This window comes from Serratia sp. HNCC26DJ206, from assembly GCF_057180605.1.
Genome location: NZ_JBXUGP010000023.1, coordinates 1 through 23194 on the forward strand (window position 1 = coordinate 1; position 23194 = coordinate 23194).

At 53.6% G+C, this 23194-nt stretch carries 22 protein-coding genes and 1 pseudogene; 10 read left to right on the forward strand and 13 right to left on the reverse strand.

Annotation, left to right across the window (positions count from 1 at the left end; translation table 11 throughout):
• Nucleotides 1-498: 498 nt before the first annotated feature.
• The 4 genes and pseudogenes from AC2A1E_RS15950 to AC2A1E_RS15965 all read left to right on the forward strand — a co-directional run bounded on the left by AC2A1E_RS15950 (nucleotide 499) and on the right by AC2A1E_RS15965 (nucleotide 2563).
• Nucleotides 499-1944, forward strand: a complete 1446-nt coding sequence (locus tag AC2A1E_RS15950) for a glycoside hydrolase family 28 protein (RefSeq protein ID WP_484384559.1) — start codon at nucleotides 499-501, stop codon at nucleotides 1942-1944.
• Between the two features lie 60 nt (nucleotides 1945-2004).
• A pseudogene (locus AC2A1E_RS15955) lies at nucleotides 2005-2147 on the forward strand (SymE family type I addiction module toxin); the annotation flags it as partial.
• Nucleotides 2144-2371, forward strand: coding sequence for a hypothetical protein (locus tag AC2A1E_RS15960; protein ID WP_484384560.1), 228 nt, complete (start codon nucleotides 2144-2146; stop codon nucleotides 2369-2371). The pseudogene AC2A1E_RS15955 and the gene AC2A1E_RS15960, both read left to right, overlap by 4 nt.
• Nucleotides 2372-2422: 51 nt before the next feature.
• Nucleotides 2423-2563, forward strand: coding sequence for a hypothetical protein (locus AC2A1E_RS15965; RefSeq protein WP_484384561.1), 141 nt, complete (start codon nucleotides 2423-2425; stop codon nucleotides 2561-2563).
• 42 nt (nucleotides 2564-2605) lie between these two features.
• On the opposite strand, the gene AC2A1E_RS15970 is transcribed toward AC2A1E_RS15965, so the two are convergent.
• From AC2A1E_RS15970 to csrD, 13 genes are all read right to left on the reverse strand, one after another.
• Nucleotides 2606-2962, reverse strand: a complete 357-nt coding sequence (locus tag AC2A1E_RS15970; RefSeq protein ID WP_484384562.1) for a hypothetical protein — start codon at nucleotides 2960-2962, stop codon at nucleotides 2606-2608.
• 2 nt (nucleotides 2963-2964) lie between these two features.
• Nucleotides 2965-3150: a hypothetical protein gene (locus AC2A1E_RS15975; protein WP_484384563.1), complete on the reverse strand. Its 186-nt coding sequence runs from the start codon at nucleotides 3148-3150 to the stop codon at nucleotides 2965-2967.
• The gene (locus tag AC2A1E_RS15980; RefSeq protein WP_484384564.1) at nucleotides 3147-3371 is read right to left on the reverse strand and encodes a hypothetical protein; all 225 of its coding nucleotides are present in this window, start codon (nucleotides 3369-3371) and stop codon (nucleotides 3147-3149) included. The genes AC2A1E_RS15975 and AC2A1E_RS15980 overlap by 4 nt, the downstream gene beginning before the upstream one ends.
• Nucleotides 3349-3741, reverse strand: a complete 393-nt coding sequence (locus tag AC2A1E_RS15985) for a hypothetical protein (protein ID WP_484384565.1) — start codon at nucleotides 3739-3741, stop codon at nucleotides 3349-3351. The genes AC2A1E_RS15980 and AC2A1E_RS15985 overlap by 23 nt, the downstream gene beginning before the upstream one ends.
• Before the next feature lie 458 nt (nucleotides 3742-4199).
• Nucleotides 4200-5645, reverse strand: coding sequence for a metalloprotease TldD (tldD, locus tag AC2A1E_RS15990; RefSeq protein WP_459400230.1), 1446 nt, complete (start codon nucleotides 5643-5645; stop codon nucleotides 4200-4202).
• Nucleotides 5646-5651: 6 nt separating this feature from the next.
• Nucleotides 5652-6512 (reverse strand): deaminated glutathione amidase, encoded by an 861-nt coding sequence (gene nit1 / locus AC2A1E_RS15995; protein ID WP_484384566.1) that lies wholly within the window; start codon nucleotides 6510-6512, stop codon nucleotides 5652-5654.
• On the reverse strand, nucleotides 6509-10321 hold the full coding sequence (gene yhdP, locus AC2A1E_RS16000) for an AsmA2 domain-containing protein YhdP (protein WP_484384567.1): 3813 nt from the start codon (nucleotides 10319-10321) through the stop codon (nucleotides 6509-6511). The genes nit1 and yhdP overlap by 4 nt, the downstream gene beginning before the upstream one ends.
• A 128-nt stretch (nucleotides 10322-10449) precedes the next feature.
• Entirely contained in the window at nucleotides 10450-11919 is a 1470-nt protein-coding gene (gene rng / locus AC2A1E_RS16005) for a ribonuclease G (protein WP_459400233.1), read from the reverse strand.
• Nucleotides 11920-11973: 54 nt separating this feature from the next.
• On the reverse strand, nucleotides 11974-12561 hold the full coding sequence (locus AC2A1E_RS16010) for a Maf family protein (RefSeq protein WP_484384568.1): 588 nt from the start codon (nucleotides 12559-12561) through the stop codon (nucleotides 11974-11976).
• 55 nt (nucleotides 12562-12616) lie between these two features.
• Nucleotides 12617-13105: a rod shape-determining protein MreD gene (gene mreD, locus AC2A1E_RS16015; RefSeq protein ID WP_459400235.1), complete on the reverse strand. Its 489-nt coding sequence runs from the start codon at nucleotides 13103-13105 to the stop codon at nucleotides 12617-12619.
• Complete coding sequence (gene mreC, locus AC2A1E_RS16020) at nucleotides 13102-14109, reverse strand: rod shape-determining protein MreC (protein WP_484384569.1); 1008 nt, start codon at nucleotides 14107-14109, stop codon at nucleotides 13102-13104. The genes mreD and mreC overlap by 4 nt, the downstream gene beginning before the upstream one ends.
• Before the next feature lie 95 nt (nucleotides 14110-14204).
• Nucleotides 14205-15248, reverse strand: a complete 1044-nt coding sequence (gene mreB, locus AC2A1E_RS16025) for a rod shape-determining protein MreB (RefSeq protein WP_021180765.1) — start codon at nucleotides 15246-15248, stop codon at nucleotides 14205-14207.
• Nucleotides 15249-15569: 321 nt separating this feature from the next.
• Nucleotides 15570-17501 carry an RNase E specificity factor CsrD gene (csrD, locus tag AC2A1E_RS16030; protein WP_484384570.1) on the reverse strand — a complete coding sequence of 644 codons (1932 nt, stop codon included), beginning with the start codon at nucleotides 17499-17501 and terminating at the stop codon, nucleotides 15570-15572.
• A gap of 295 nt (nucleotides 17502-17796) precedes the next feature.
• Here csrD and acuI point away from each other — a divergent pair, with 295 nt between their 5' ends.
• The 6 genes from acuI (at nucleotide 17797) to accC (ending at nucleotide 23108) form a co-directional block, all read left to right on the forward strand.
• The gene (acuI, locus tag AC2A1E_RS16035) at nucleotides 17797-18774 is read left to right on the forward strand and encodes an acrylyl-CoA reductase (NADPH) (protein WP_484384571.1); all 978 of its coding nucleotides are present in this window, start codon (nucleotides 17797-17799) and stop codon (nucleotides 18772-18774) included.
• A 139-nt stretch (nucleotides 18775-18913) separates the two neighbouring features.
• Nucleotides 18914-19915: a protein-methionine-sulfoxide reductase catalytic subunit MsrP gene (gene msrP, locus AC2A1E_RS16040; RefSeq protein ID WP_484384572.1), complete on the forward strand. Its 1002-nt coding sequence runs from the start codon at nucleotides 18914-18916 to the stop codon at nucleotides 19913-19915.
• Nucleotides 19916-20539 (forward strand): protein-methionine-sulfoxide reductase heme-binding subunit MsrQ, encoded by a 624-nt coding sequence (gene msrQ / locus AC2A1E_RS16045; protein WP_484384573.1) that lies wholly within the window; start codon nucleotides 19916-19918, stop codon nucleotides 20537-20539. It abuts the gene before it with no gap.
• 261 nt (nucleotides 20540-20800) lie between these two features.
• Nucleotides 20801-21253 (forward strand): type II 3-dehydroquinate dehydratase, encoded by a 453-nt coding sequence (gene aroQ, locus AC2A1E_RS16050; RefSeq protein ID WP_484384574.1) that lies wholly within the window; start codon nucleotides 20801-20803, stop codon nucleotides 21251-21253.
• Nucleotides 21254-21285: 32 nt separating this feature from the next.
• Complete coding sequence (gene accB, locus AC2A1E_RS16055; RefSeq protein ID WP_484384575.1) at nucleotides 21286-21747, forward strand: acetyl-CoA carboxylase biotin carboxyl carrier protein; 462 nt, start codon at nucleotides 21286-21288, stop codon at nucleotides 21745-21747.
• 11 nt (nucleotides 21748-21758) lie between these two features.
• Nucleotides 21759-23108, forward strand: a complete 1350-nt coding sequence (gene accC, locus AC2A1E_RS16060) for an acetyl-CoA carboxylase biotin carboxylase subunit (RefSeq protein WP_473189652.1) — start codon at nucleotides 21759-21761, stop codon at nucleotides 23106-23108.
• Nucleotides 23109-23194 lie beyond the last annotated feature (86 nt).

A 23194-nucleotide genomic window follows, 5' to 3' on the forward strand; every position in this document is an offset into this window, starting at 1 on the left:
GTTAATACCGGGGCATATTGATCACGCAGAAGATATTTTTACGCTCGTCAGAGTAATGAATAAAGCAACAATAAAATAATAAAATTTAGTTATTAATCCATTTAATATAATTTTCTAACGTTACCAGGGTCTGAGAATACGTTTAATTACGCCAACAGTAATTAGCGTTACAGATACATTGACTGTACTCACCTCAATGTGTTGCTGCATCTTGAAATCCATGAAGGATATATCTTTTTATCAAAGGGAGTTTTCATGAAGCGTAGGACCTTTGTATTATCGACCGTACTATCACCTTTTATACTTTCAGCCTGTAATGATTGGAGCAGTACGTCAATATCGCATGGTAAAGATAATAAACCGCCTGTCCCTGCAGACCCCTATTGGGATGATGCCGCCGTACAGAAGATTATTAACGACATTCGCCTACCGGTTTTCCCCACACGAGATTTTTCGATAACCACCTACGGTGCCCTGTCTGGAGGCACCGATGACTGTTTGAGTGCTTTTACCGCGGCTATTCAGGCCTGCCATGATGCCGGGGGTGGCCGCGTCGTCGTGCCATCAGGTACCTGGTTAGTGAATGGCCCTATCACCCTGCTTTCTAACGTTAACCTGTATCTTGAGAGTGCTGATACCACCGTATTGTTTGGAACTGATCCGGCGTTTTACCCCACCGTGCTGACGCACTTCGAGGCTAATCCCTGCTACAACTACTCGCCATTTTTGTATGCCTATCAGGCGAACAATATTGCTGTAACCGGATTAGGGACATTTGACGGGCAGGCTAGCAAAACGGCGTGGTGGCCATGGAAAGGTTCTACTACTTATGGCAACGATCCAAGCAACGCCGATCCCATCATCTCCGGTAATCAGGCAGCCGAAAGTGACGCATTGAAAAACAGTGCTGACGAGCAAAGCTACCTGCCCTGGAGCGAGCGGGTACTGGGCAACACACCTACCTTCGGGCCCAATGCAGACAGCGGCAAGATGAGCTTTTTGCGGCCCAACTTTGTCGGTTTCTGGGAGTGCGAAGTCGTCCTGATTGAAGGCGTTACCTTCACCCGCTCACCCATGTGGATAGTGGCTCCGGTGCTGTGCACTAATGTGACGGTACGTGGGGTGACTGCCGAAAGCCTTGGCACCAACAACGACGGCTGCGATCCGGTCTGTTGTTCAGGCGTGCTGATCGATGGCTGTACCTTTAACACCGGTGACGACTGCATCGCCATCAAGTCTGGCCGTGGCGGAGATGGTTTCAACTTCTCTCCTGACGGCACCGGTGGCCCGCGCCCTTCTTACAATATCGTGATACAAAACTGCAAAATGGCCGAAGGGCATGGTGGCGTAACGCTGGGCAGTGAAATTTCTGGCGGCGTCTATAACGTTTATGCGCAAAACATCACCATGAGCAGTACCAATTTATATGCTGCACTACGTCTGAAAAGTAATAGTGGGATTGGTGGCTACATCCGCAATATCTACATGCGTAATATCAACGTGCCTGCCGGTACGTCAACCGCTAATAACCTCTACGGTGCGATCCTGCTGGATGGTAACTACAACGGCTATGCCAGCCCCCAGCAGAATACAGGCGGAACGCGCAACTATGAGATGCGCGATATCTACGTCAGCGGCTTCCAATGTGGGCCTTCCAACGCACCGATATTTATCAATATCTATGCCCCCGATCTGGCCGCCGCAAGCAGTGCGCCGGGAGAAAACTGCGTCATTGAAAATATCAACGTGCGCCATTCCAGTTTTGGAACCACCGCGCGCGATCCCGCAGGGGTTGCTACGGTGGTTTACAACCTGGGCGTGCAATCGGGGAAAGCGGGTACACCGCAGCTATCAGCACCTGAGCCTGAACTGGCGGGCCTGCAAGCCCCAGCACTGATTGACGTCACCGTTAATGGCTCGGATCAGAGTACGGCGACGGTGTAATAGTTAGAGAATATGGCAACGTTCTTTAGGCGCAGATGCACCGTCTGCGCCTGTGTGTGCAGGCCGAACCCACTGCCGCAACTGACCATCAAGGGAAGATGGCTGGAACAGTGGGTTTTACGAAGGGCCAACCGGTGAGTATTACCGCCGAACACGGCCAACTGATTATCCGCACCGCGCCAGCCACGGAGGATAACTTATGAACGTCACCTTTACCCCTGAACCGATCCTGGAGCTGATATTGGCAGGTGATACGCTGGCGACACTCGGTTTTACCTGCGGCACGCCGTTACAACTGACGCGCCAGCATCACCAGCTCTGGATCACTGTCGTCACCGACGAGGCCACCTGGGAAGCGCTGTGCGACAACTTTGCCACTGGCAAAGTTGAACGCTGCTTGCAGCGACCCCGAAGGGGCGAGGCCTAGGATGGGCCGAGTATACCCAGCCAACACCGGCAAGATTTAGGGGCGGATTGGGTGCGGGAGAACGGCGAGATGATTATCGGCGGCGACTGGCTTACCGAGTCCGGCATTATCGATGCGGAACAACTGGAAGTGACCGCTGCGCTCGGTGTACTCCGGTTGCAGCGGCGGGAAGTGGAGGTTTTCAAAACGTAAAAAAACAATCCCAGCCTGTTGAACTTGGCCGGTTTTTTTACCTTAACTTTGTTGTTGATAACGTTCATCTTGTTGAATAAGAGGTTCTATTTCTTCCTCCCATACACGTTTCTGGATGAATTGGCCTTGGGTTGGCTCTATTCGACTGTTAATACACTCCCGTATAGTTTTTACAGCCACATTGAATTCTTCTTTTTCTAACTCAGCTAACGTTATTTGATCTAATGGTAAATACAGCATTATCTTTTCATGTATATCGGGATAACGCTCCTGCAAAGCATCGTCAAACAATACTTCCAAAGCGTTAGACCATGTTCTATTAAGGCCTACGGTAAGACCTTTTCCTTGATAGCTGTCATTATATGGTGGCTTATACCCCACGTTAACGAAAGAACCCATAGTCACCTCATAATGATAATTTTAATTTGTTGATTTTTAGGTAAAGTTTTTATGTAGTCCATAAAAACCTTCTGGTTTGATGGTGTTAACACTGTAAAATCAACAGGAACTATGTCTGCTTTTTCCAGATGCTCAAGAATTTGCTTCTGGCCTCTAGGAATGTCTCCCACTTTTAAGGAGGTAGTCATGTTTTTTCAAAAAATTTGTTAATCCCATCAATCTCTTTCTGAGACAAACTCTTTGTCGTGTACATAAAGTCAACCGTTTTGCCTGCGTTAGAGCCACTGCTTATAATAAAGTCAGCAGTTTTTCCACCTGTATCAGGCGCTCTTTCCAACGGACCAAGGACACTTTCCAACCTTGCAGCAGCCGCTGCTTCTGCTGGGTTACCCTTGTTCCAAAATGGCATTCTGGACTTTGTTGATCACCAATAGGATCCCTTGCGACCCTAAGCAGCGGCCTTTCGCGCTATCGGCAGCGTCCAGCGCCCATTGGAAACGGCTGGCTTCGTCCCCAACCAACGTAAAGGTATTAATGGTAAAGCACGGCGATTCATCGGCCGGGTAATCAGGCAATGAAGCCGTTGGTCGGGTGAGACGCACATCGGTTTGCGGGGTATTTTGCTGCTGTAAAACCCGTTCCCTTTCTTGCTGCCGGTTTTGTTCTTGAGCATCGATGGCCGCCGCATTCTGCGGCGCGGCAGGTGAGAGCATATTGGCTGACACCAGCGACACAGGCTGTGTCGCCAAACAGAAGAGGCTGGCCCGCAAATGAGGCATATTTATCCTGCTGAGCTTAATCAATTAATTGATTTGGATGACAACGCTGCCAGAAGCAAGTTGAAAGTTGCTCATAGCAACACCGAAGGAGGCAGGCTGAGCATGTTGATGCTCGCGCCAGAAGAATAGGATAAACACAGCAATACTGCTGCGATCCGTTGAGTTACCGAGTCCATTCAGATAAGTCACTTTAATGATTTGGGCGCATTCTAACCAGGTAACCCTGCATCAGACAAGTATCTACTTTTGTTCTTTACGACCTTTAATGGCCGAAAAATAAGTTCATTCCCATTAAAAAAAGTATAAAAAACCAAAAAATCACTTAATTGTTTTATTTAATCTCAGTCAGGTAATAACGATAGCAAATTATACCTCTCCGAAATTTTTAACTCAGCACAAAAAAAAGGGGGCTTTCGCCCCCATGGATGCAGAAAACGCATCCCATCGTTTAAATCGAGTTACGCTGTGCCACCGACGGTCAATGAATCCAGCTTCAGCGTGGGTTGGCCGACGCCGACCGGCAAGCTTTGTCCTTCTTTACCGCACACGCCGACGCCTTTATCCAGCGCCAGATCGTTACCGACCATTGAGATTTGCTGCATCGCTTCAATGCCGGAGCCGATCAGCGTCGCGCCTTTCACCGGTTTGGTGATGCGGCCGTTTTCAATCAGATAGGCTTCGGAGGTGGAGAACACGAACTTACCAGAGGTGATATCTACTTGGCCACCGCCAAAATTCGGCGCATACAGGCCGTATTCGACGCTGGCAATGATATCTTCCGGCGTCGATTTGCCCGCCAGCATATAGGTGTTGGTCATGCGCGGCATCGGCAGATGAGCATAAGACTCACGGCGGCCGTTTCCGGTAGGCGCAACGCCCATCAGGCGCGCGTTGAGTTTATCCTGCATGTAACCTTTCAGAATGCCGTTTTCGATCAGCACGTTGTACTGGCCTGGCACCCCTTCATCATCAATCGCCAATGAACCACGGCGGCCCTGAAGCGTGCCATCATCCACCACGGTACAGAGTTCGGAAGCCACCAGTTGTCCCATCTGGCCGCTGAATACGGAGGTGCCGCGGCGGTTGAAATCACCTTCCAGCCCGTGGCCGACCGCTTCATGCAGCAATACACCCGGCCAACCGGCACCCAAAACCACCGGCATGGTGCCAGCGGGGGCGGCAACGGCAGAGAGATTGATCAGCGCCATGCGTACCGCTTCTTTAGCGAACGCATCGGCACGCACTTCACCGTCAACCACCTCCAGGAAATAGTCATAGCCGAAACGGCCACCGCCGCCGCTGGCACCGCGCTCGCGCTTGCCGTCTTCTTCCACCAGCACGCTGACTGAGAAACGCACCAGCGGGCGAACGTCCGCCGCCAGTGTGCCATCGGTAGCTGCCACCAGTATCTGTTCATACACACCGGTGATACTGGCCGTCACTTCCTGTACGCGCTTGTCTGCGGCGCGCGCCACTTTATCCACCCGGTGCAGCAAAGCGATTTTCTCTTCGCGCGGCAAGCTTTGCAGCGGATCGAGCAACGGATACAGCGCCTGATGGCTGATTTCACCCAAGGTATGGACTTTGCCATTGCCGCTGTCGCGCACAATACTGCGTGCGGCATGGGCACTCTGATTTAGGGCATTCAGGGTGATCTGGTCTGCATAGGCAAAACCGGTTTTCTCACCGCTGACGGCGCGCACGCCAACGCCCTGATCGATATTGTAAGAGCCATCTTTGATAATGCTGTCCTCAATCACCCAGCTCTCATGGTAGCTGGACTGAAAATAGAGATCGGCATAATCGAGGCGGCGTTCGGCCAGTTGACCCAATACGGAGAACAGGTCTTGGTGACTCAGCTTATTTACAGCGAGTAATTGCTCACTGACAAACGTCAGGCTCATAGTTTTTCACTCTTGATGTGAGGAGGAGGGTTCAACCGGCGCGATCAGCGACGGCTGGAATCGGTTGTGTTGCATCACTGGCATCTGGGCGCGAATGGTTTTCAACGCGCCAATATCCACACGCACTTTCAGCGCGGAGACGGCATCGGCGTTTTCTGCCAGCACATTGCCCCAACCGTCGACCGCTATGGAGTGACCCCAGGTGCGGCGGGTTGCACCATGGCGCCCTACCTGTGCCGGAGCCAGGATCACACATTGGTTCTCGATCGCCCGTGCGCGCAGCAGGATTTCCCAGTGCGCCTCGCCGGTGAGGCGGGTAAATGCCGCTGGCACCGAGATCAGCTCAGCACCCTGCGCCCGCAGCGCCTGGTACAAACCTGGGAAACGTAAATCGTAGCATATCGTCATGCCCAAGCGCCCAACGGGGGTATCGACCACCGTCAACTGCTGGCCATGCTGATAGGTATCCGACTCACGATAATGTGCATGCATATCGTTGATATCCACATCGAACATATGCATTTTGTCGTAACGGGCACGAATCTCGCCTTGGCTATCAAATAACAAGCTGCTGGTGGTAATACGCTGCGGATCTTCACGGCTGATCAGAGGCATGGAACCCACCAACAGCCAGACGTCGTAACGCCGAGCCATGTCACGCACCGCCTGTTGCAGCGGCCCGTCACCTTGCTGTTCTGCATGTTCCCGATAGGCAGCCGAGTTGGCGAACAGCAAGGCATTCTCCGGCGTCATGACCAGTTTTACCCCGGCATTGAGCTGCTTGATTTGCTGTTCAATCTGAGCCAGGTTATCCCGCACCTGGTCACCGCTACACAGTTGTAACAACGCAACGTTAGCATTTTTCATGGCGCCTTATCCTCTCTTGGCTTACGCAACACCTCATTGATACTTGGCTGATCCAGACTACCGCTGATGTCATAGCGAATAAACGAGATCTTGCTCCACAACGGCCCCAGCACTTTGGTGGCGGCAAACACCGCCGCACCGACAATCGGGTTAATCACAAACGCCGTAGCGACGCCCACCGTGGCCGACAGTTCCGGCGCAACCACCGCCTGCATCTCAATCTGGCGACGTACCAGATCGATCTGGCCGCTCATGGCAATATCGGCCGCCAAGCCATCAATAAATAAATTATCTGTATGCATTATGCCATCTTTCGTCAAGATGTTGCCGCGTATGGAGTCAAAGTAGAAACCATTACCAAAAGTATCCCTGAAATCGAACTGCAACTTGCGCAGCAGGGCGTCAAAACTCACCAACCGCAACAGCTGGCCAGCGCGGCCACCGCCGATATTGTCAATCTCGCCTTTGCCCAGATCGATCTTCATGGTGCCATTCAGCGTATCGAGCCGCGGTTTCCACGGCTGGCCATGCCAGTGCAGATCAAAATCAATCGTATAAGGAGCATCTTTCAGCGGAATAGTGACGCCAAAGAAGCTGGCCGTCTGATCGATCTTGCTGCCCAACAGTTTGCCTTCCAGAGCGCTGCGCTCTTCATGGCCGTTCTGTTTCCACAGGCCAGACACCGTCATCCGACCCTGGCCGGTATCCACCAGGCCGTGCGTCAGCACCAGGGAATCACCGTCATGCTTAATATCGGCTTCAACTTTGCCCAGCTTCTGCCCTAATACCCAACATGACTCGCAGCGCAACATGACCGAAGGCCAGCCCTGGAACGAAATCTTGTCAGATGCCAGCGGGTTGGTAGTGCCTGGAGCGTTCTTATCGTCAGAAAACTGCGGATTGTAATAAAGAAAGCTGAGATCCAGCCGCCACGGGCCGTGATCCGGCATCTTCAGGCTGCCATCAAGTTCATTCCCCTTGGCCGTGACGCTGCTCATGCCCCCAAGCTGTTTTTCCACCGCAAGCTGGAGGTTGTGCCACGCCTGCCCGCCTAATAAAAGTTGCGGCGTATTGAGCGTAACCTTGGTTGGGAAACTGACATTGCCCGCCTTACCGGCTTCACCGCTCTGCTTGATCGCCGGTGCCAAGAGCGCCAGCCATTGTTCGCCATCCAGCGGCGGCAGATTCAGCATCAGCGCGGGGTCTTTTGGCAGATCGGGAACCGCACTCGCGCCGGTTTGCCACGCGGCACGGGCTAGCGCTACCTGTTGATCGGCCAGCAGCCATTCGCTGTTAAAGTGGTTTTGCTTACCCGCGTTACCGCTGAGAAGGAAACTATGCAAGCCACCTTTGGCTTTCACGCTGACGGGCAAAGCGGCTCCCGCCGGTTTATCGAGCGGCGCAGGTAAGTTACTGCTCACTTTTTTCAGATCGGCGTTCACCGCCACTTCATAGCTGGGTTCGCCCTTGTGCGGCAGATGGATGGCCACCTCGCTTTGCCACGCGGCGCTGCCCTTAAGGGATGTTGCCACCTCTGGCGGTATACCTTCGAGCTTGGCCGGTTGCCAGTCACCTTTCAGCGCCACATTCACCTTATAATCCTGCGGCTGTTCCTGAGTGGTGAAGTTGATGGCCAGCGGTTGGCCAAACCAGTTGGCCGCCAGCGTATCGCTATCCAGATTACCGTTATTAAAGCGGAATTTACCGGTCACATTCTCCAACTGGCTGGCCAGTGGTTTCACCAGCAGTGAATTGTTGTGCAGCGTCACTTCGCCTGTCGCCGTCACCAACTCCCCGTCCAGCGGGATATCAAGGTGTAAGCGCCCACTGACATTGCCACCCACCTGCAGTTCATCCAATGCCGCCCCTATTGAGTGATCCAGCGGCGTCTGTTGGAAATAGTCTTGTATATCCTGCCCGGCCCCGGCGATATCCGCATCGACGAACAGCTTTTGCTTCAGATAATCCGGGATCACGGCGGTGACATTTCTACCCGCCACGTTGCCCAGCCGAGTCTGCGGCGCATTCATCCACAAACCATCGTTGACGAAATCAAGATCGATCGCCAAATCCTCCAACGCTGGCCATTCCGGCTGGAATTCGAAGGTGGCATGTCGCAGCGGAACATAAACCTGGAACTGACCGTCATTTTGTTTATACGGGAACTGATGCGGGTTACCGGCATAAATCAGTGAAGCATTGTCTACCTGGCCGCCCTGAATGGCGCCGCTGAGGTAATCCACCAGATGTTTACCCATCAGCGGTTCGGGGAAATAACGCCAGGCATCGGCACCATCATAGAGGCGGATGCCTGCAAGAATATCCAACCAAGGCCCGCCGTTGGCCGGCTGCTGGTAACGGAAATCACCGTTAACCCACAGCGATTTGGCTTTTACATCCAAATCTCTACCGGCTAACTCCCAGCCTTTATCACTGTTCTGCCAGGTCAATGCCCCCTGCGCACGGCTAATTTCCAGCGGAGCGCGGAACATATCGCCGTAAGGCAGCGTGCTGTCACGCAAGCCCAGCGTCAAACGACCATGCTCCACACTGCCCGATAACGCACCCGAGAAATGATTCATTCCCGGCAGCAGTTTCCAATGCTGCCAGCTCAAATCCTGCCACAGTGCCTGAAAACGGGTTTTCTCTGGCTGTTTCAGCGGGATATCCAGCGCCAGCGCACGGAGTTTGCCCTGTGGTTGCAGGTCTTTCCAACGATCCAGCGTGTCCGGGCTGAGGAAAGAAAAAGTCGGCAGCAACGCGTCGAGCCGCTCAAGCTGAATCCCGGCCGCACGGATCCGCAGTTCTTCGTTCTGACTTGGCCCGATAAACTGATTATTTTCCGGCAACCACAGCGCCGCCAAAGTACCCGGCGGCCAAGCCTGGCCGTCGGTTTTCAGATTCAGCTGCGGCACGTTAACCTGCCAGCCATTGCCTTCGCGCTTCAACGCCAGTGCCAGATTATCCACATCCAATTGATGTGGCGCATTCGCTGCCGACCAACGAGCAACCCCTTGCTTGAGCAAGACATTACCGCCATAAATTTCGCCATTCTTCAGTTGTAACCAGGCCGCCAGACTGAAGTCAGCACTTTCCAGACCGGTATTGGTTTTCAGCCAGCGGCTAAACCAGGGTTTCATATCGATATCGTCGGCCTGCATATAGACCATACCGGTATTCAACAACCCCTGTTCATCACGCAGATCCAGGCGTAGCTGCACCGCACCGTGCTGCCCATTGAGGGTGGACAGGCTAATCTGCCCCTCGGCGCGGTGGCGATTCAGGCTGTTCAACCAGGTAAGCTGCGGGATGTGGAATTCAGCACGCGAGTCTGACGGCGTAAGGAAAGAAATGCGACTATCGCGCAGATCGAAATGATCCAGTTGGTAAAGGAACAGATCGCTGACCCGGCTGGGCGTGAGGGTATTACCATTATTGCCATCGCCGCCAAGCGTGGCGTTGAGATCGAGCTGCAACTGGTAGAAGGTCAGATCGCGGAACTGCCAGCGCCAACGCAGCAGAGATTGCCACACGTCCAGCGCCAGCGTCACCCGCTCAATTTGCATGGTGCTTTTTGGCAAGGTCAGGCGGATATCGCGGACTTCCAGCGTTGGTCCAAACGTTTCCCAACTGCCCTGAACAAAATCGGCTTCAATAGGGACACCGGAGAGCGCTTGCACTTTCTCCAGCAATTGAGGGCGATAGTTGTTCAGTTCAGGCAGCAACAGGCGCAACCCGCTGATCAGCAACGCCACAATAACAATCAAAATGGCGCCTGTGGCTAACAGGATCCCGGGCAGTCGCCTCACGCATTTCTCCTTGCATCCGCTGCCTGGCAACGGGAATTTCTTAACTGTTGCCCCTCCACCGGCCCGATAAAGCAGCAGGCTTGGCAGAGTTCAACGCCACTCATTGCCCCCATTGGGCGGAGAGACGCTTACATCATGACGACATCAAACTGTTCTTGGCTGTACAAAGGTTCGATCTGCACTTTAACCTGCTTACCGACGAAGATCTCCACTTCGGCCAGCGCATGTGATTCCTCACCTTTCAATGCTTCACCTACCGCCGCCGAGGCATAAACCAGGAAGCGATCGGAATCGTAAGCATGATGTACACGCACAATCTCGCGCATGATCTCATAACAGACGGTTTCCACCGTTTTTACCGTTCCGCGGCCATTGCAGGTTGGGCAGTCGTTGCACAGCACATGTTCAATGCTTTCGCGCGTACGTTTACGCGTCATCTCAACTAATCCTAGTTGAGAAAAGCCGTTGATCGTGGTTTTCACACGATCTTTACTCAGCGCCTGCTCCAGCGAATGCAATACCCGGCGGCGGTGCTCTTCATTGTTCATATCGATGAAATCAATGATGATGATACCGCCCAGGTTACGCAACCGCAGTTGGCGGGCAATCGCCTGCGTCGCCTCGATATTGGTATTGAAGATGGTTTCATCAAGATTCCGGTGACCAACAAAAGCACCGGTATTGATATCAACGGTGGTCATGGCTTCGGTTTGATCAATAATCAAATAGCCACCGGATTTCAGCTCGACCTTGCGCTCCAGCGCTCGCTGGATCTCGTTTTCTACATCGTACAGATCGAAAATCGGCTGGCTGCCGGTGTACAGCTCCAGCTTGTTGGTGATATCGGGAATATATTCGCCGGTGAATTCCAGCAGTTGGTCATGCGTCAGGCGGGAATCGACCCGAATCCGATCCAGCGCGGAACCGGCAAAATCCCGCAGAATACGCTGTGCCAGTGCCAGTTCACCATACAGCTTGTATTTGGTCTGGTTGCGTTTTTTACGCTCCATCACCTTGGTCCACAAGCGTTTGAGGAAGGCAGCGTCCTGCGCCAACTCTTCTTCGCCGATCCCTTCCGCGGCGGTGCGGATGATAAAACCACCCAGATCGTCGCAATAACCGACCACGGCGCGTTTCAAGCGTTCACGCTCGGCTTCGCTTTCAATACGTTGGGAAACACCGACATGAGCGGCGCCTGGCATAAAGACCAGATAGCGCGAAGGCAGGGTAATATCGGTGGTAAGGCGCGCGCCTTTAGTGCCCAGCGGATCTTTCACCACCTGCACCATCAGATCCTGCCCTTGGCGCACCAGTTCAGCAATATCCCGGACATGGAAGTTTTTTTGCTCGTCACCGGCAACGCATTCAGTGTGCGGCATAATATCGGAGGCGTGCAGGAAAGCCGCTTTATCCAGACCGATATCGACAAAAGCCGCCTGCATCCCCGGTAACACCCGGCTGACACGCCCTTTATAGATATTGCCGACGATGCCGCGTTTGGCCTCGCGCTCGATGTGGATCTCTTGCAGAATACCACCGTCGATATAAGCAACTCGCGTTTCAGACGGTGTGATATTAACCAGTAGCTCAGCTGTCATGTTTTCTCCTCAGAGCCGGTCGATAATGCCTGCCTCTGCCTCTTTCAAGCAAGTCTATTGGCCGGTTCTTGCATCTCGTAATGCGACAAAATGGCTGAGCAGCTCATGTGTTTCGACCAGTGGTAACCCCATTACCGCGTGATAACTCCCGGTTATCGTTCTGACGAAACAACCACCCTTTCCTTGAATTCCATAGGCGCCCGCTTTATCCATCGGTTCGCCTGTTGCAATATAGTCGCGAATATCCTGTGATGACAGGCTGCGGAATACGACATCCGTCACCACCAACTGACGTAACACATCATGCCGATCGGCGATCGCCACGGCGGTCATCACCTGATGCCGTTTGCCGGACAAGGCTGCCAACATCTGTGCGGCATCCTCTTTGTCTCGTGGCTTTTCCAATATCTGGCCATTCAACACCACAATGGTATCCGCACCCAACACCGGCCAATCCTGCGTTGCCAGCGCCACTCCCGCTACGGCTTTTTCCTGCGCCAGACGGCAGACATAGTTTTCTGCCCCCTCACCACTCCGACGTTGTTCTTCGGTATGTGTCAGAAGGATTTCAAACGGAACGCCTAGCAGGGTCAGTAATTCATGTCGACGTGGGGAACCGGATGCAAGATAAAGCGAAACCATTGATATATCTCTCATCCTTCAAGCAGCAACTTGAAATTCATTGGGTATATCCTTGTTATTGTACGGCAAACTGGCGGCGAATTTTGCGCATCAGCAGGAACAGCCACGGCCAGAGCACACCGTTTACCACGCTACTCCAGAATACCTCGGGGCGGAAAGAAACGTTGATCACTAAAAACTCAGCCCAGAAGACCACCACATCCATCGCCAACGACAGCAGCACCACAATTAAAGCCTGTTGCCACAGCGCCATATTGCGGAACAGTTGGAATTTAAAGGCTACCAGATAGGCAATGATACCCATCGCCAACGCACGCACGCCGAGGGTTGAACCCAGGATCAGATCCATGACCAACCCCAGAATAAAGCCGGTACCGACGTTAACCCGATGCGGCAACGCCATCACCCAGTAGGTCAGAACCAGCAGCAACCAGGATGGCCGAAACATATAGATTTGCTCCGGCCACGGCATAATCTGCAGCACCAGCGCCACAAGAAATGACAGCCAGATCATCCAACGCCCGTTGCTGCGATAGCGGTTCATCGTGTTGCTCCAGAGCCCGTAGTTACCCCGGTAGCAGCCGGTGGCACGGTGTTACTGGTGGCCGGTAATGGAGCCGGTGGGCCCATGGCATCCGCCGGCGGCAGCACCTGCGGCATCATCTGCATCAGGCGTTCGTTCGCGACGCGATGAACTTCGTCGGGCGGCAGCGGCAAGGTGCCATTGCGATCGGCGCCCCACAGCAGCAACAGATAACGCAAGCGTTGCAGACCGGCCGTTGGCCTTGCCTGAATCACCGTATAGGCACGCTGGTTATCCACTTTCACCGAGGAAACCACCGCCACCGGATAACCTTCCGGGAAGCGACCGCCCAAGCCCGAGGTGACCAACACGTCGCCAACGCGAATATCGGTATTACCTGGTAAATGCTCCAGTTGCAGATCGTCGGCACAGCCGCTGCCTGCGGCAATCACGCGGATATCATTACGCAACACCTGAATCGGCAACGCATGCGAGGCATCGCAAATCAACAAGACGCGGCTGGTCATTTTGGCCACCGCCACCACTTGGCCAACCACACCTTTATCACTGATCACCGGCTGGCCTTCATAAACGCCGTTATCCGAACCTTTGTCGATCACCACCTGATCGCTGTAAGGATCGGAACCGGTCGACATCACCTGCGTGACCATTTTGTGTTCGTCCTGGCGCAGCGGAGAACCTAACAGTTCTCGCAAGCGGGCATTTTCCTGCTTGAATTGGCCAAGAAGAAGAATATCGCTGTTTTTCAGCAGCAGTTCCTGCCGCAAAGCACGGTTTTCCAGCTCAAGCTGTTGGCGGGTAGCCAGCGTTTCTGAAACGCTGTCCAAAACTTTACGCGGCCCATTGGCCAAAAAATAAAAAGGGCTGACGGCGGTATCCATGTAGTTTCGTATTTTAGCAAACGTACCGAGCCGGCTGTCGGCAACGATCAAGGCGATGGCCGCGATCACTGCCAAAAAAAGTCGTAGTTGCAGGGAAGGCCCCCTGCTAAAAATGGGCTTCATAAATTATGCGAGTTCCTCGACAACAGAAAGGGGGGAGCGCACCTGATACCATGCGACTACCGTTATCCGATACGATCCCACCAATCTGGGGCTGACTATTCTTCGCTGAACAAATCGCCGCCATGCATGTCGATCATTTCCAACGCCTTACCACCACCGCGTGCCACACAGGTCAACGGATCTTCTGCAACCACCACCGGGATCCCGGTTTCTTCCATCAGCAGGCGATCCAGGTTACGCAACAGCGCGCCACCACCGGTCAACACCATACCACGCTCGGAGATGTCAGAAGCCAGTTCTGGCGGGCACTGTTCCAGCGCGACCATGACCGCGCTGACGATACCGGTCAACGGCTCCTGCAAGGCTTCAAGGATTTCATTGGAGTTCATGGTGAAGCCACGCGGCACACCTTCGGCCAGGTTACGGCCACGAACTTCAATTTCGCGCACTTCATCATCCGGATAGGCTGAACCGATACCGTGTTTGATACGCTCTGCGGTGGCTTCACCGATCAGTGAACCGTAGTTACGGCGCACATAATTAATGATGGCTTCATCGAAACGATCGCCGCCGATACGCACAGAAGAGGAGTAGACCACGCCGTTCAGCGAGATCACCGCCACTTCAGTGGTACCGCCACCGATATCAACCACCATGGAACCGGTTGCTTCCGATACTGGCAAGCCAGCACCGATAGCCGCAGCCATAGGTTCTTCAATCAGGAACACTTCGCGTGCGCCTGCACCCTGAGCGGACTCACGGATCGCACGGCGTTCAACCTGAGTTGCCCCAACGGGAACGCAAACCAGCACACGCGGACTTGGGCGCATGAAGCTGTTGCTGTGAACCTGTTTGATAAAATGCTGCAACATTTTTTCAGTCACAAAGAAGTCGGCAATAACGCCGTCTTTCATCGGACGAATAGCAGCGATATTGCCAGGCGTACGCCCCAGCATCTGTTTGGCGTCATGACCCACGGCCGCAACGCTCTTGGGTGAACCGGCACGATCCTGGCGAATGGCAACCACCGACGGTTCATTCAATACAATGCCTTGTCCTTTAACATAAATCAGGGTATTGGCGGTACCCAAGTCGATGGACAAGTCATTAGAAAACATGCCACGAAATTTCTTAAACATAACGAAAGGATAATCCTGCAAGCTGGGGGCGGAAAATAAAATCCGCCTACTTTACCAACCACACGAAGCAGCGACAAGGCGCAAAAATGTTCTGCTTCGGTGAAAAATAGTCTGTGTTGTTTCTGACCGAATGCACGGAAAACGAATGGAGGCTGAAATCCCTCAATAAAGGCTCAGTTCCCCACCAAATCAACGTACCAGACGGCGTAACACAGCTCATAAAATCTAACATTTTTCCTGATTGTCATCGGTGTTAAGCACCTATTGACGCCCACAGGAAAAGACGGACCATTCTACGTCAATTTTTGCCCGGTCATCAGGTTAAACACGATAACGACGCGAATATTTTTTACGACTGACATCGATCGGCTCAGGCGAGGCAAAAAAATCGCCCTGTCCGCCAAGAATTCCACACTCTTTCAGCGTCTGCCATTCATTGCGCGTACGCACGCCCACGGCGAAAACCTGCGTATGAGTCCCTTCACAGGCTCCAGTCAGGCTCTGAACAAACAATTGGTTCTCATCCCGTCGGTCAATACTCCTCACCAAACCTGGGTGAAGCTTGACGATCTCCACCGGTAACGACTTGATATAAGAGGTACTTACCACGGTTAACCCTGCCTGAGAAACCACCAAACGGCAGCCCAAACCCGAGAACAAGCGTAACACCGGACGCAAACGGTCGATATGTTGACACACTTCTGCCTCAGCAAGTTCAATCAGAATTCGTCGGCGAGAACTTTTTTCACACTGTAGCAGCATATCACGCACCCAACGCTGAAAACTGCGCTGTAATAATGAATCGACACACAACGGAAATGCCAGCGTCTCTTCAGGCCAAAGGGCCAATAACGGAATTATCCGACCCACATGCTGGCGATCATAGCTTTCTGCCAGCCCGAACTGTTTGATCAGAGGCAAATACTCGGCGGGCAACAATGCCTGCGCGCCGTCGTGGATGCGGCTCATCACCTTCCGATGATGCACTTCGCCTTCCACCGTGATCACCGGTTGCAAATAAAGGCCCGGCCCACCGCGCGCCAATACCTGTTCGAGCAAGGTACGCCATTTGACATTACCGCGCCCCTTCTCTGGCACCTCGCTGTCGTAGACATACCAGCTGTTTTCCCCCTGGAGAGCGGCATTACGGGTGGCTTGCTCGGCGTTATCAATAATTTGCTCGGTGGTTTGCCCGCTACGATAGGCAACAATACCAATATGCAGGAAGGCCTCACGATCGATAAGCGTCGTTGAAGGTAATGCATCAATAGCGTGAATCAACTGCGCGGCAATGCCGTCTGCTTCTTTCAAGGTACGGTGCGGCAGCAATACGGTAAAGTCGCTGTGAAAATAACGGGCCAGCAAGGCGTCAGGATAGCGCATGACAAACGTCGATAGCAGGTTCACCAACGAGTACATCAACTCCTGTACCGCTGTGTTACCGTGAATTTCACGCAGCGTATCGAAATCAGGCAGGCGCACCATCATGACGATGCCGTGTGCTCCCCCTTCCTCCAATTGCGTCGTCAGCTGGTTATCAAAAAACAGACGGTTGTTAAGGCCGGTTTTCGCATCCTGTGCGGCAAAGGCGCGGATCAGGGTATCGACACGGTTGCGCTCCTCACGCGCTTCGGCCAGATCCGCCAGTAGACGGTCAAGCGCACCACTGACGTTGGCGGGCCACTCGCGCACATCCCCCTTGAGCACTTCTTCACGTTCACCATTGAGAATACGCCGAGCACGGCGCTCAAGACGCTCTTCACCGTCGGCCTGTTCTCGTAGCCAGCGCAGGCTTAATAGCAGGATGATCACCATGATGATGATCGACAGGGTAACCGCCACCGTAGACTGTAGTGAGCGAACATCGCTGGCGAGAGGATCGAGATAGGTGATATTCAGCGTGGTTCCAGGGTGGTGCATCATTATCAGCGAAGTCTGCCGATAACCATTAAGCGATTCCCAAGGCATTTTTATCGTTGGCAGGTGGTAGGCAAAAAGATTGCTTTTCCCGGCATCCACGCTGATGGCAACGATACCGAGTGGCCGCATGACCAGCGGCAACCAGTGATCCTGTGCCTGAGGAGCCTCATGCAACATCGCCTGATCGAGAGAAGTCGCCAATGCATCGAAACGGCGCTCAAGACGCTCTTGAGTCACGTAAAAGAAACTGTAAGAGCACCCCATCAGCATGAGAAACATAGCCAAGGCAACGAGCAGGGTGATCAATGCAGAGAGTTTAGTGGTAAATCTCATCCCCGAGCCTTGTCCGCAATAGTTAAACGAAAATCATCCTTTAATAGATAAAGGCCCTGTTCATGAACGAATTCAGTACAACGTAATAGCCTGATTTTAAAAAATTAAGAAAGCGTTTTTTTTCCTTACCCAGCATCAGCTTATCCTTACCAACCTATCAAGCATAGCTGATGAAGAAAACTATTAAGCACCATTTTTTTGTCCTTTATCAGGACACTTATTTTTATTATGCATATAGTCAAACCCAACCGATTTAAACATTCATATAAAATATGAAACCAAGGGGAAGAGTGACATGCGAGCATTGTTATTGGAACAACAAGACGATCAAACCCTGGCGCAGGTCAAAGATATCGACAGTGGTCGGTTGCCTGAGGGTGATGTGACGGTCGACGTCAACTGGTCCAGCCTTAATTATAAGGACGCGCTGGCGATCACCGGCAAAGGCAAGATTATTCGCAACTTCCCGATGGTACCCGGCATTGACTTTGCTGGCCGGGTGCATAGCAGCAAAGACCCACGATTTAAAGCAGGCCAGAGCGTGGTGCTCACCGGCTGGGGAGTCGGCGAAAACCACTGGGGCGGCTTGGCCGAACAGGCTCGTGTCTGCGGCGAATGGCTGGTCCCTTTGCCTGCTGGGCTGAATGAACGTAAAGCAATGATCCTCGGCACTGCGGGTTTTACCGCCATGCTTTGCGTAATGGCGCTGGAAGAAGGTGGGGTAAAACCCGCAGACGGCGATATTCTGGTTACCGGTGCCAGCGGCGGCGTGGGCAGCACCGCCATCGCGCTGCTGGCGGCGCTGGGCTACAGCGTGACGGCCATCAGCGGCCGCAACAGCAATACCGACTATCTGAAATCGCTCGGCGCTAAAGAAGTCTTACCCCGCAGCGATTATCTCGACACACCACGCCCGCTGGAAAAACAGCTGTGGGCCGGAGCCATCGATACGGTGGGCGACAAATTGCTGGCCCGCGTTCTGGCCCAGATGAACTACAACGGCACGGTGGCCGCTTGCGGTCTGGCGGGTGGCTACCAGTTACCCACCACGGTAATGCCTTTTATTCTGCGCAATGTACGCCTACAGGGGATTGATTCGGTACACACGCCCTTCCCGCGCCGTCAGGCGGTCTGGGAACGCTTGGCCAGCATTCTGCCAGACAGTTTCTATGAGCAAGCAACGCAGGAGATCCCGCTCGAAGAGGTGCCTGCCGCTGCCGCTGCGCTGATGAACAATCAAGTCACCGGCCGTACGCTAGTGAAGATCCGCTGAAATAACAGATACCGGTTCCCTCTTCCATCGGAAGAGGGAAAGTCCCCTTAAGCCTTGTGCCATCCATTTTTACCTCCTACCTCTCGCATTACGTTGGCTTTCACGCCATGCTAAGACCGTCACCTGCGGAGAACAAATAATGAACAAACAACGAAAACTCACCGAAGCCGATGTCACGCCGGAGAGCGTGTTCTATCAGCGGCGCAAAGTGCTCCAGGCATTGGGTATTACCGCCGCCTCTCTGGCTTTACCCACCCCTGCGCAAGCCGATTTACTGTCATGGTTCAAAGGCAATGACCGGCCCAAAGCCCCACCGGGCAAAGCGTTGGAGTTCAGCAAACCGGAGATCTGGCAGGCTGACCTGCCGCTGACGCCGGAAGAAAAAGTCACCGGCTACAATAACTTCTACGAATTTGGTCTGGATAAAGCGGATCCGGCGGCTAACGCTGGTGCTCTAAAAACCGCAGGCTGGAAGGTGCAGATCGACGGTGAGGTCGGCAAACCGATCACGCTGGATATCGACGATCTGATGAAGCGTTTCCCGCTCGAACAGCGTATTTATCGCATGCGCTGCGTGGAAGCCTGGTCGATGGTGGTGCCTTGGCTCGGCTTTGAACTGGGTAAACTGCTTAAACTGGCGGAGCCCAACAGCAACGCACGCTATGTGGCCTTCAAGACGTTGTACGATCCCGAGCAGATGCCCGGCCAGAAAGATCGCTTTATCGGCGGCGGCCTCAAATACCCTTATGTGGAAGGATTGCGGCTCGACGAAGCCATGCATCCGCTGGCCCTGCTGACCGTTGGTGTGTATGGCAAAGCCTTGCCGCCGCAGAATGGAGCACCTTTGCGGCTGATCACGCCGTGGAAATATGGCTTCAAAGGGATCAAGTCGATCGTGCAGATCAGCCTGACCCGCGAACAGCCGCCGACCACCTGGAATCTGTCGGCCCCCAATGAATACGGCTTTTACGCCAACGTGAATCCGCATGTCGATCATCCGCGCTGGTCACAGGCCACCGAGCGTTTCATTGGCTCCGGCGGCATTCTGGACGTTCAGCGCCAGCCGACGCTGCTGTTCAATGGCTATGCCGATCAGGTTGCCTCGCTATATCGTGGCCTGGATTTACGGGAGAACTTCTGAGTGCGCTTAACCCCAACGCATATCCGCTGGCTGAAGGTAGTTATCACTCTGGCGGCTTTTCTGCCGTTCCTGTGGCTGATTCTGGCGGTCGATCAGGGCTGGTTCAGCGCCGATCCGGCTAAAGACATTCAGCACTTTACCGGCAGAATGGCGCTGAAGTTACTGCTGGTGACCTTATGCGTCACGCCTCTCGCCCGCTACGCGCGCCAGCCGATGCTGATCCGCTGCCGCCGTATGCTGGGCTTGTGGTGTTTTGCCTGGGCCACCTTACACTTGATCAGTTATTCGACGCTGGAACTGGGGTTGAGCAATATCAACCTGCTGGGGCGCGAACTGGTTACCCGCCCGTATCTGACGCTCGGTATCGTCAGTTGGCTGCTGCTGTTGGCGCTGGCCGCCACCTCAACGCTTTGGGCACAGCGCAAGCTGGGCTCAAAATGGCAAAAGTTGCACAACTTCGTCTATCTGATCGTTATTCTGGTCCCGATTCACTATCTGTGGTCGGTAAAAACCTTTTCGCCGCAGCCCTTTATTTACGCTGTTCTGGCACTGCTGTTACTGGCCCTGCGTTACAAGAAATTCCGGCGGGGTGGCAGTAAATCCAGCCGCAACGGAGTCGATTGACGGCGAAAATCAGCGCTTTCGGCACGGAACTTTTCTGTGTTCTATCCCTCATAATCCGATAATGAGGTTATCTGTTTGTCAATTCAGGGTTGAATATCTTCGCTGATAAGACCAGTATTTAGCTGCGAATTGCTACGATATCGTTATAATGCCCGCCCTTGCACCTGCTGACAGCGTGAAATCGTCACCTGGCAGGTGACAAATCGGTGACATCGGGTTATTTTCTTCAATGATGGTTTTATTGCCGGAGATACCAGCACAATGGCGGATAAGTTTCACATTTTGCTCTTGAACGGCCCCAATCTGAATCTGCTGGGGACGCGTGAGCCGGAGAAGTACGGCAGCACGACGTTAACCGAGATTGTTAGCTGGTTGGAAAACCAGGCGCTCGCGCTAAATACTACCCTGAGCCATCTGCAATCTAACGCCGAACATGCGCTAATCGATCGCATTCATCAGGCGCGCGGTAATACGGATTTTATTCTGATTAACCCTGCCGCGTTCACGCATACCAGCGTGGCGCTGCGCGATGCGCTGTTGGCGGTGCAGATCCCGTTTATCGAGATCCATCTGTCCAACGTGCATGCCCGCGAGCCTTTCCGCCATCACTCTTACCTCTCTGATATTGCGGTAGGCGTGATTTGCGGTCTCGGCGCGGATGGCTACACATTTGCTTTACAGGCAGCGGTTCGCCGCTTGTCAAAATCCAACTAATTGCTACGCAAAAAAGAGTCGGAATCACACTCATGGATATTCGTAAAATCAAGAAACTGATCGAACTGGTTGAAGAATCAGGCATTTCTGAACTGGAAATCTCTGAAGGCGAAGAGTCAGTTCGCATCAGCCGCGCCGCACCGGTGCAGGCTTACCCGATGATGCAGCAGTACGCCATGCCAGCCCAGCAGCAACCCGCTCTGGCTACTGCCGTTGCCCCAACTGCCGCAGAAACCCCTGCTGCACCCGCGGCCGTGAGTGGCCACATCGTTCGTTCCCCGATGGTCGGTACTTTCTACCGCACACCGAGCCCGGATGCGAAATCCTTCGTGGAAGTGGGCCAGAAAGTGAACGCCGGCGACACCCTGTGCATCGTTGAAGCAATGAAAATGATGAACCAAATCGAAGCCGACAAATCAGGCGTGGTGAAAGCCATCCTGGTAGAAAACGGCCAGCCGGTTGAATATGACGAGCCATTGGTCGTCATCGAATAACGAGGCGCATCATGCTTGATAAAATTGTTATCGCCAACCGTGGCGAGATTGCGCTTCGTATTCTGCGTGCCTGTAAAGAGCTGGGCATCAAGACCGTGGCTGTTCACTCTGCCGCCGATCGCGATCTGAAACACGTACTGCTGGCAGATGAGACCGTGTGTATCGGTCCTGCGCCTTCGGTTAAAAGCTATTTGAATATCCCGGCCATCATCTCTGCTGCTGAAATCACCGGCGCAGTGGCGATCCACCCGGGTTACGGCTTCCTGTCCGAGAACGCCGATTTTGCTGAGCAGGTTGAACGCTCCGGCTTTATCTTCATCGGCCCGCGTGCTGAAACCATCCGCCTGATGGGTGACAAGGTTTCGGCTATCAGCGCGATGAAAAAAGCCGGCGTGCCTTGCGTACCCGGCTCCGACGGCCCGCTGACCGACGACATGGATAAAAACCGTGCCTTCGCCAAGCGCATCGGTTATCCGGTGATCATCAAGGCTTCTGGCGGCGGCGGTGGCCGTGGCATGCGCGTTGTGCGCAGCGACAAAGATCTTGAGCAATCCATTTCCATGACCAAAGCGGAAGCCAAAGCGGCTTTCAACAATGACATGGTTTATATGGAAAAATACCTGGAAAACCCGCGCCACATCGAAATTCAGGTGTTGGCAGACGGCCAGGGCAATGCCATCTACCTGGCTGAACGTGACTGCTCAATGCAGCGCCGCCACCAGAAAGTGGTTGAAGAAGCGCCAGCGCCAGGGATCACCCCGGAGCTGCGCCGTTATATCGGCGAACGCTGCTCGAAAGCCTGTGTGGAGATCGGCTACCGCGGTGCGGGTACCTTTGAGTTCCTGTACGAAAACGGCGAGTTCTATTTCATCGAAATGAACACCCGTATTCAGGTAGAGCACCCGGTAACGGAAATGATCACCGGCGTGGATCTGATCAAAGAGCAGCTGCGTATCGCTGCCGGTCAGCCGCTGTCGATCAAACAGGATGAAGTGAAGATCCAAGGCCACGCGGTGGAATGCCGTATCAACGCCGAAGATCCGAACACCTTCCTGCCAAGCCCAGGCAAGATCACCCGCTTCCATGCGCCAGGTGGTTTCGGGGTGCGTTGGGAATCTCATATCTACGCCGGTTATACCGTACCGCCGTACTATGACTCCATGATCGGCAAACTGATCACTTACGGTGAAAACCGCGATGTGGCGATTGCCCGCATGAAGAACGCGCTGGCTGAGCTGATCATCGATGGCATCAAAACCAACGTTGAGCTGCAACAAAAGATCATGAACGACGAAAACTTCCAGCACGGTGGCACCAACATCCACTATCTGGAGAAGAAGCTGGGTCTGCAAGAGACCTAAGCCCACAGGTTGTACATTGTCTGACCAAGGCCGATGATTCATCGGCCTTTTTCTTTGTGGCAGCCGCCAACTTAACGCTGGGCAAA

Coding starts and splice junctions, on each gene's coding strand:
- AC2A1E_RS15975 (WP_484384563.1), bottom strand. CDS start 3,150: ATGACTACCTCCTTAAAAGTGGGAGACATTCCTAGAGGCCAGAAGCAA.
- nit1 (WP_484384566.1), bottom strand. CDS start 6,512: ATGAAAAATGCTAACGTTGCGTTGTTACAACTGTGTAGCGGTGACCAG.
- accC (WP_473189652.1), top strand. CDS start 21,759: ATGCTTGATAAAATTGTTATCGCCAACCGTGGCGAGATTGCGCTTCGT.
- accB (WP_484384575.1), top strand. CDS start 21,286: ATGGATATTCGTAAAATCAAGAAACTGATCGAACTGGTTGAAGAATCA.
- AC2A1E_RS15980 (WP_484384564.1), bottom strand. CDS start 3,371: ATGCCATTTTGGAACAAGGGTAACCCAGCAGAAGCAGCGGCTGCTGCA.
- AC2A1E_RS16010 (WP_484384568.1), bottom strand. CDS start 12,561: ATGGTTTCGCTTTATCTTGCATCCGGTTCCCCACGTCGACATGAATTA.
- mreC (WP_484384569.1), bottom strand. CDS start 14,109: ATGAAGCCCATTTTTAGCAGGGGGCCTTCCCTGCAACTACGACTTTTT.
- mreB (WP_021180765.1), bottom strand. CDS start 15,248: ATGTTTAAGAAATTTCGTGGCATGTTTTCTAATGACTTGTCCATCGAC.
- AC2A1E_RS15985 (WP_484384565.1), bottom strand. CDS start 3,741: ATGCCTCATTTGCGGGCCAGCCTCTTCTGTTTGGCGACACAGCCTGTG.
- aroQ (WP_484384574.1), top strand. CDS start 20,801: ATGGCGGATAAGTTTCACATTTTGCTCTTGAACGGCCCCAATCTGAAT.
- csrD (WP_484384570.1), bottom strand. CDS start 17,501: ATGAGATTTACCACTAAACTCTCTGCATTGATCACCCTGCTCGTTGCC.
- msrP (WP_484384572.1), top strand. CDS start 18,914: ATGAACAAACAACGAAAACTCACCGAAGCCGATGTCACGCCGGAGAGC.
- AC2A1E_RS15970 (WP_484384562.1), bottom strand. CDS start 2,962: ATGGGTTCTTTCGTTAACGTGGGGTATAAGCCACCATATAATGACAGC.
- mreD (WP_459400235.1), bottom strand. CDS start 13,105: ATGAACCGCTATCGCAGCAACGGGCGTTGGATGATCTGGCTGTCATTT.
- AC2A1E_RS15960 (WP_484384560.1), top strand. CDS start 2,144: ATGAACGTCACCTTTACCCCTGAACCGATCCTGGAGCTGATATTGGCA.
- tldD (WP_459400230.1), bottom strand. CDS start 5,645: ATGAGCCTGACGTTTGTCAGTGAGCAATTACTCGCTGTAAATAAGCTG.
- rng (WP_459400233.1), bottom strand. CDS start 11,919: ATGACAGCTGAGCTACTGGTTAATATCACACCGTCTGAAACGCGAGTT.
- acuI (WP_484384571.1), top strand. CDS start 17,797: ATGCGAGCATTGTTATTGGAACAACAAGACGATCAAACCCTGGCGCAG.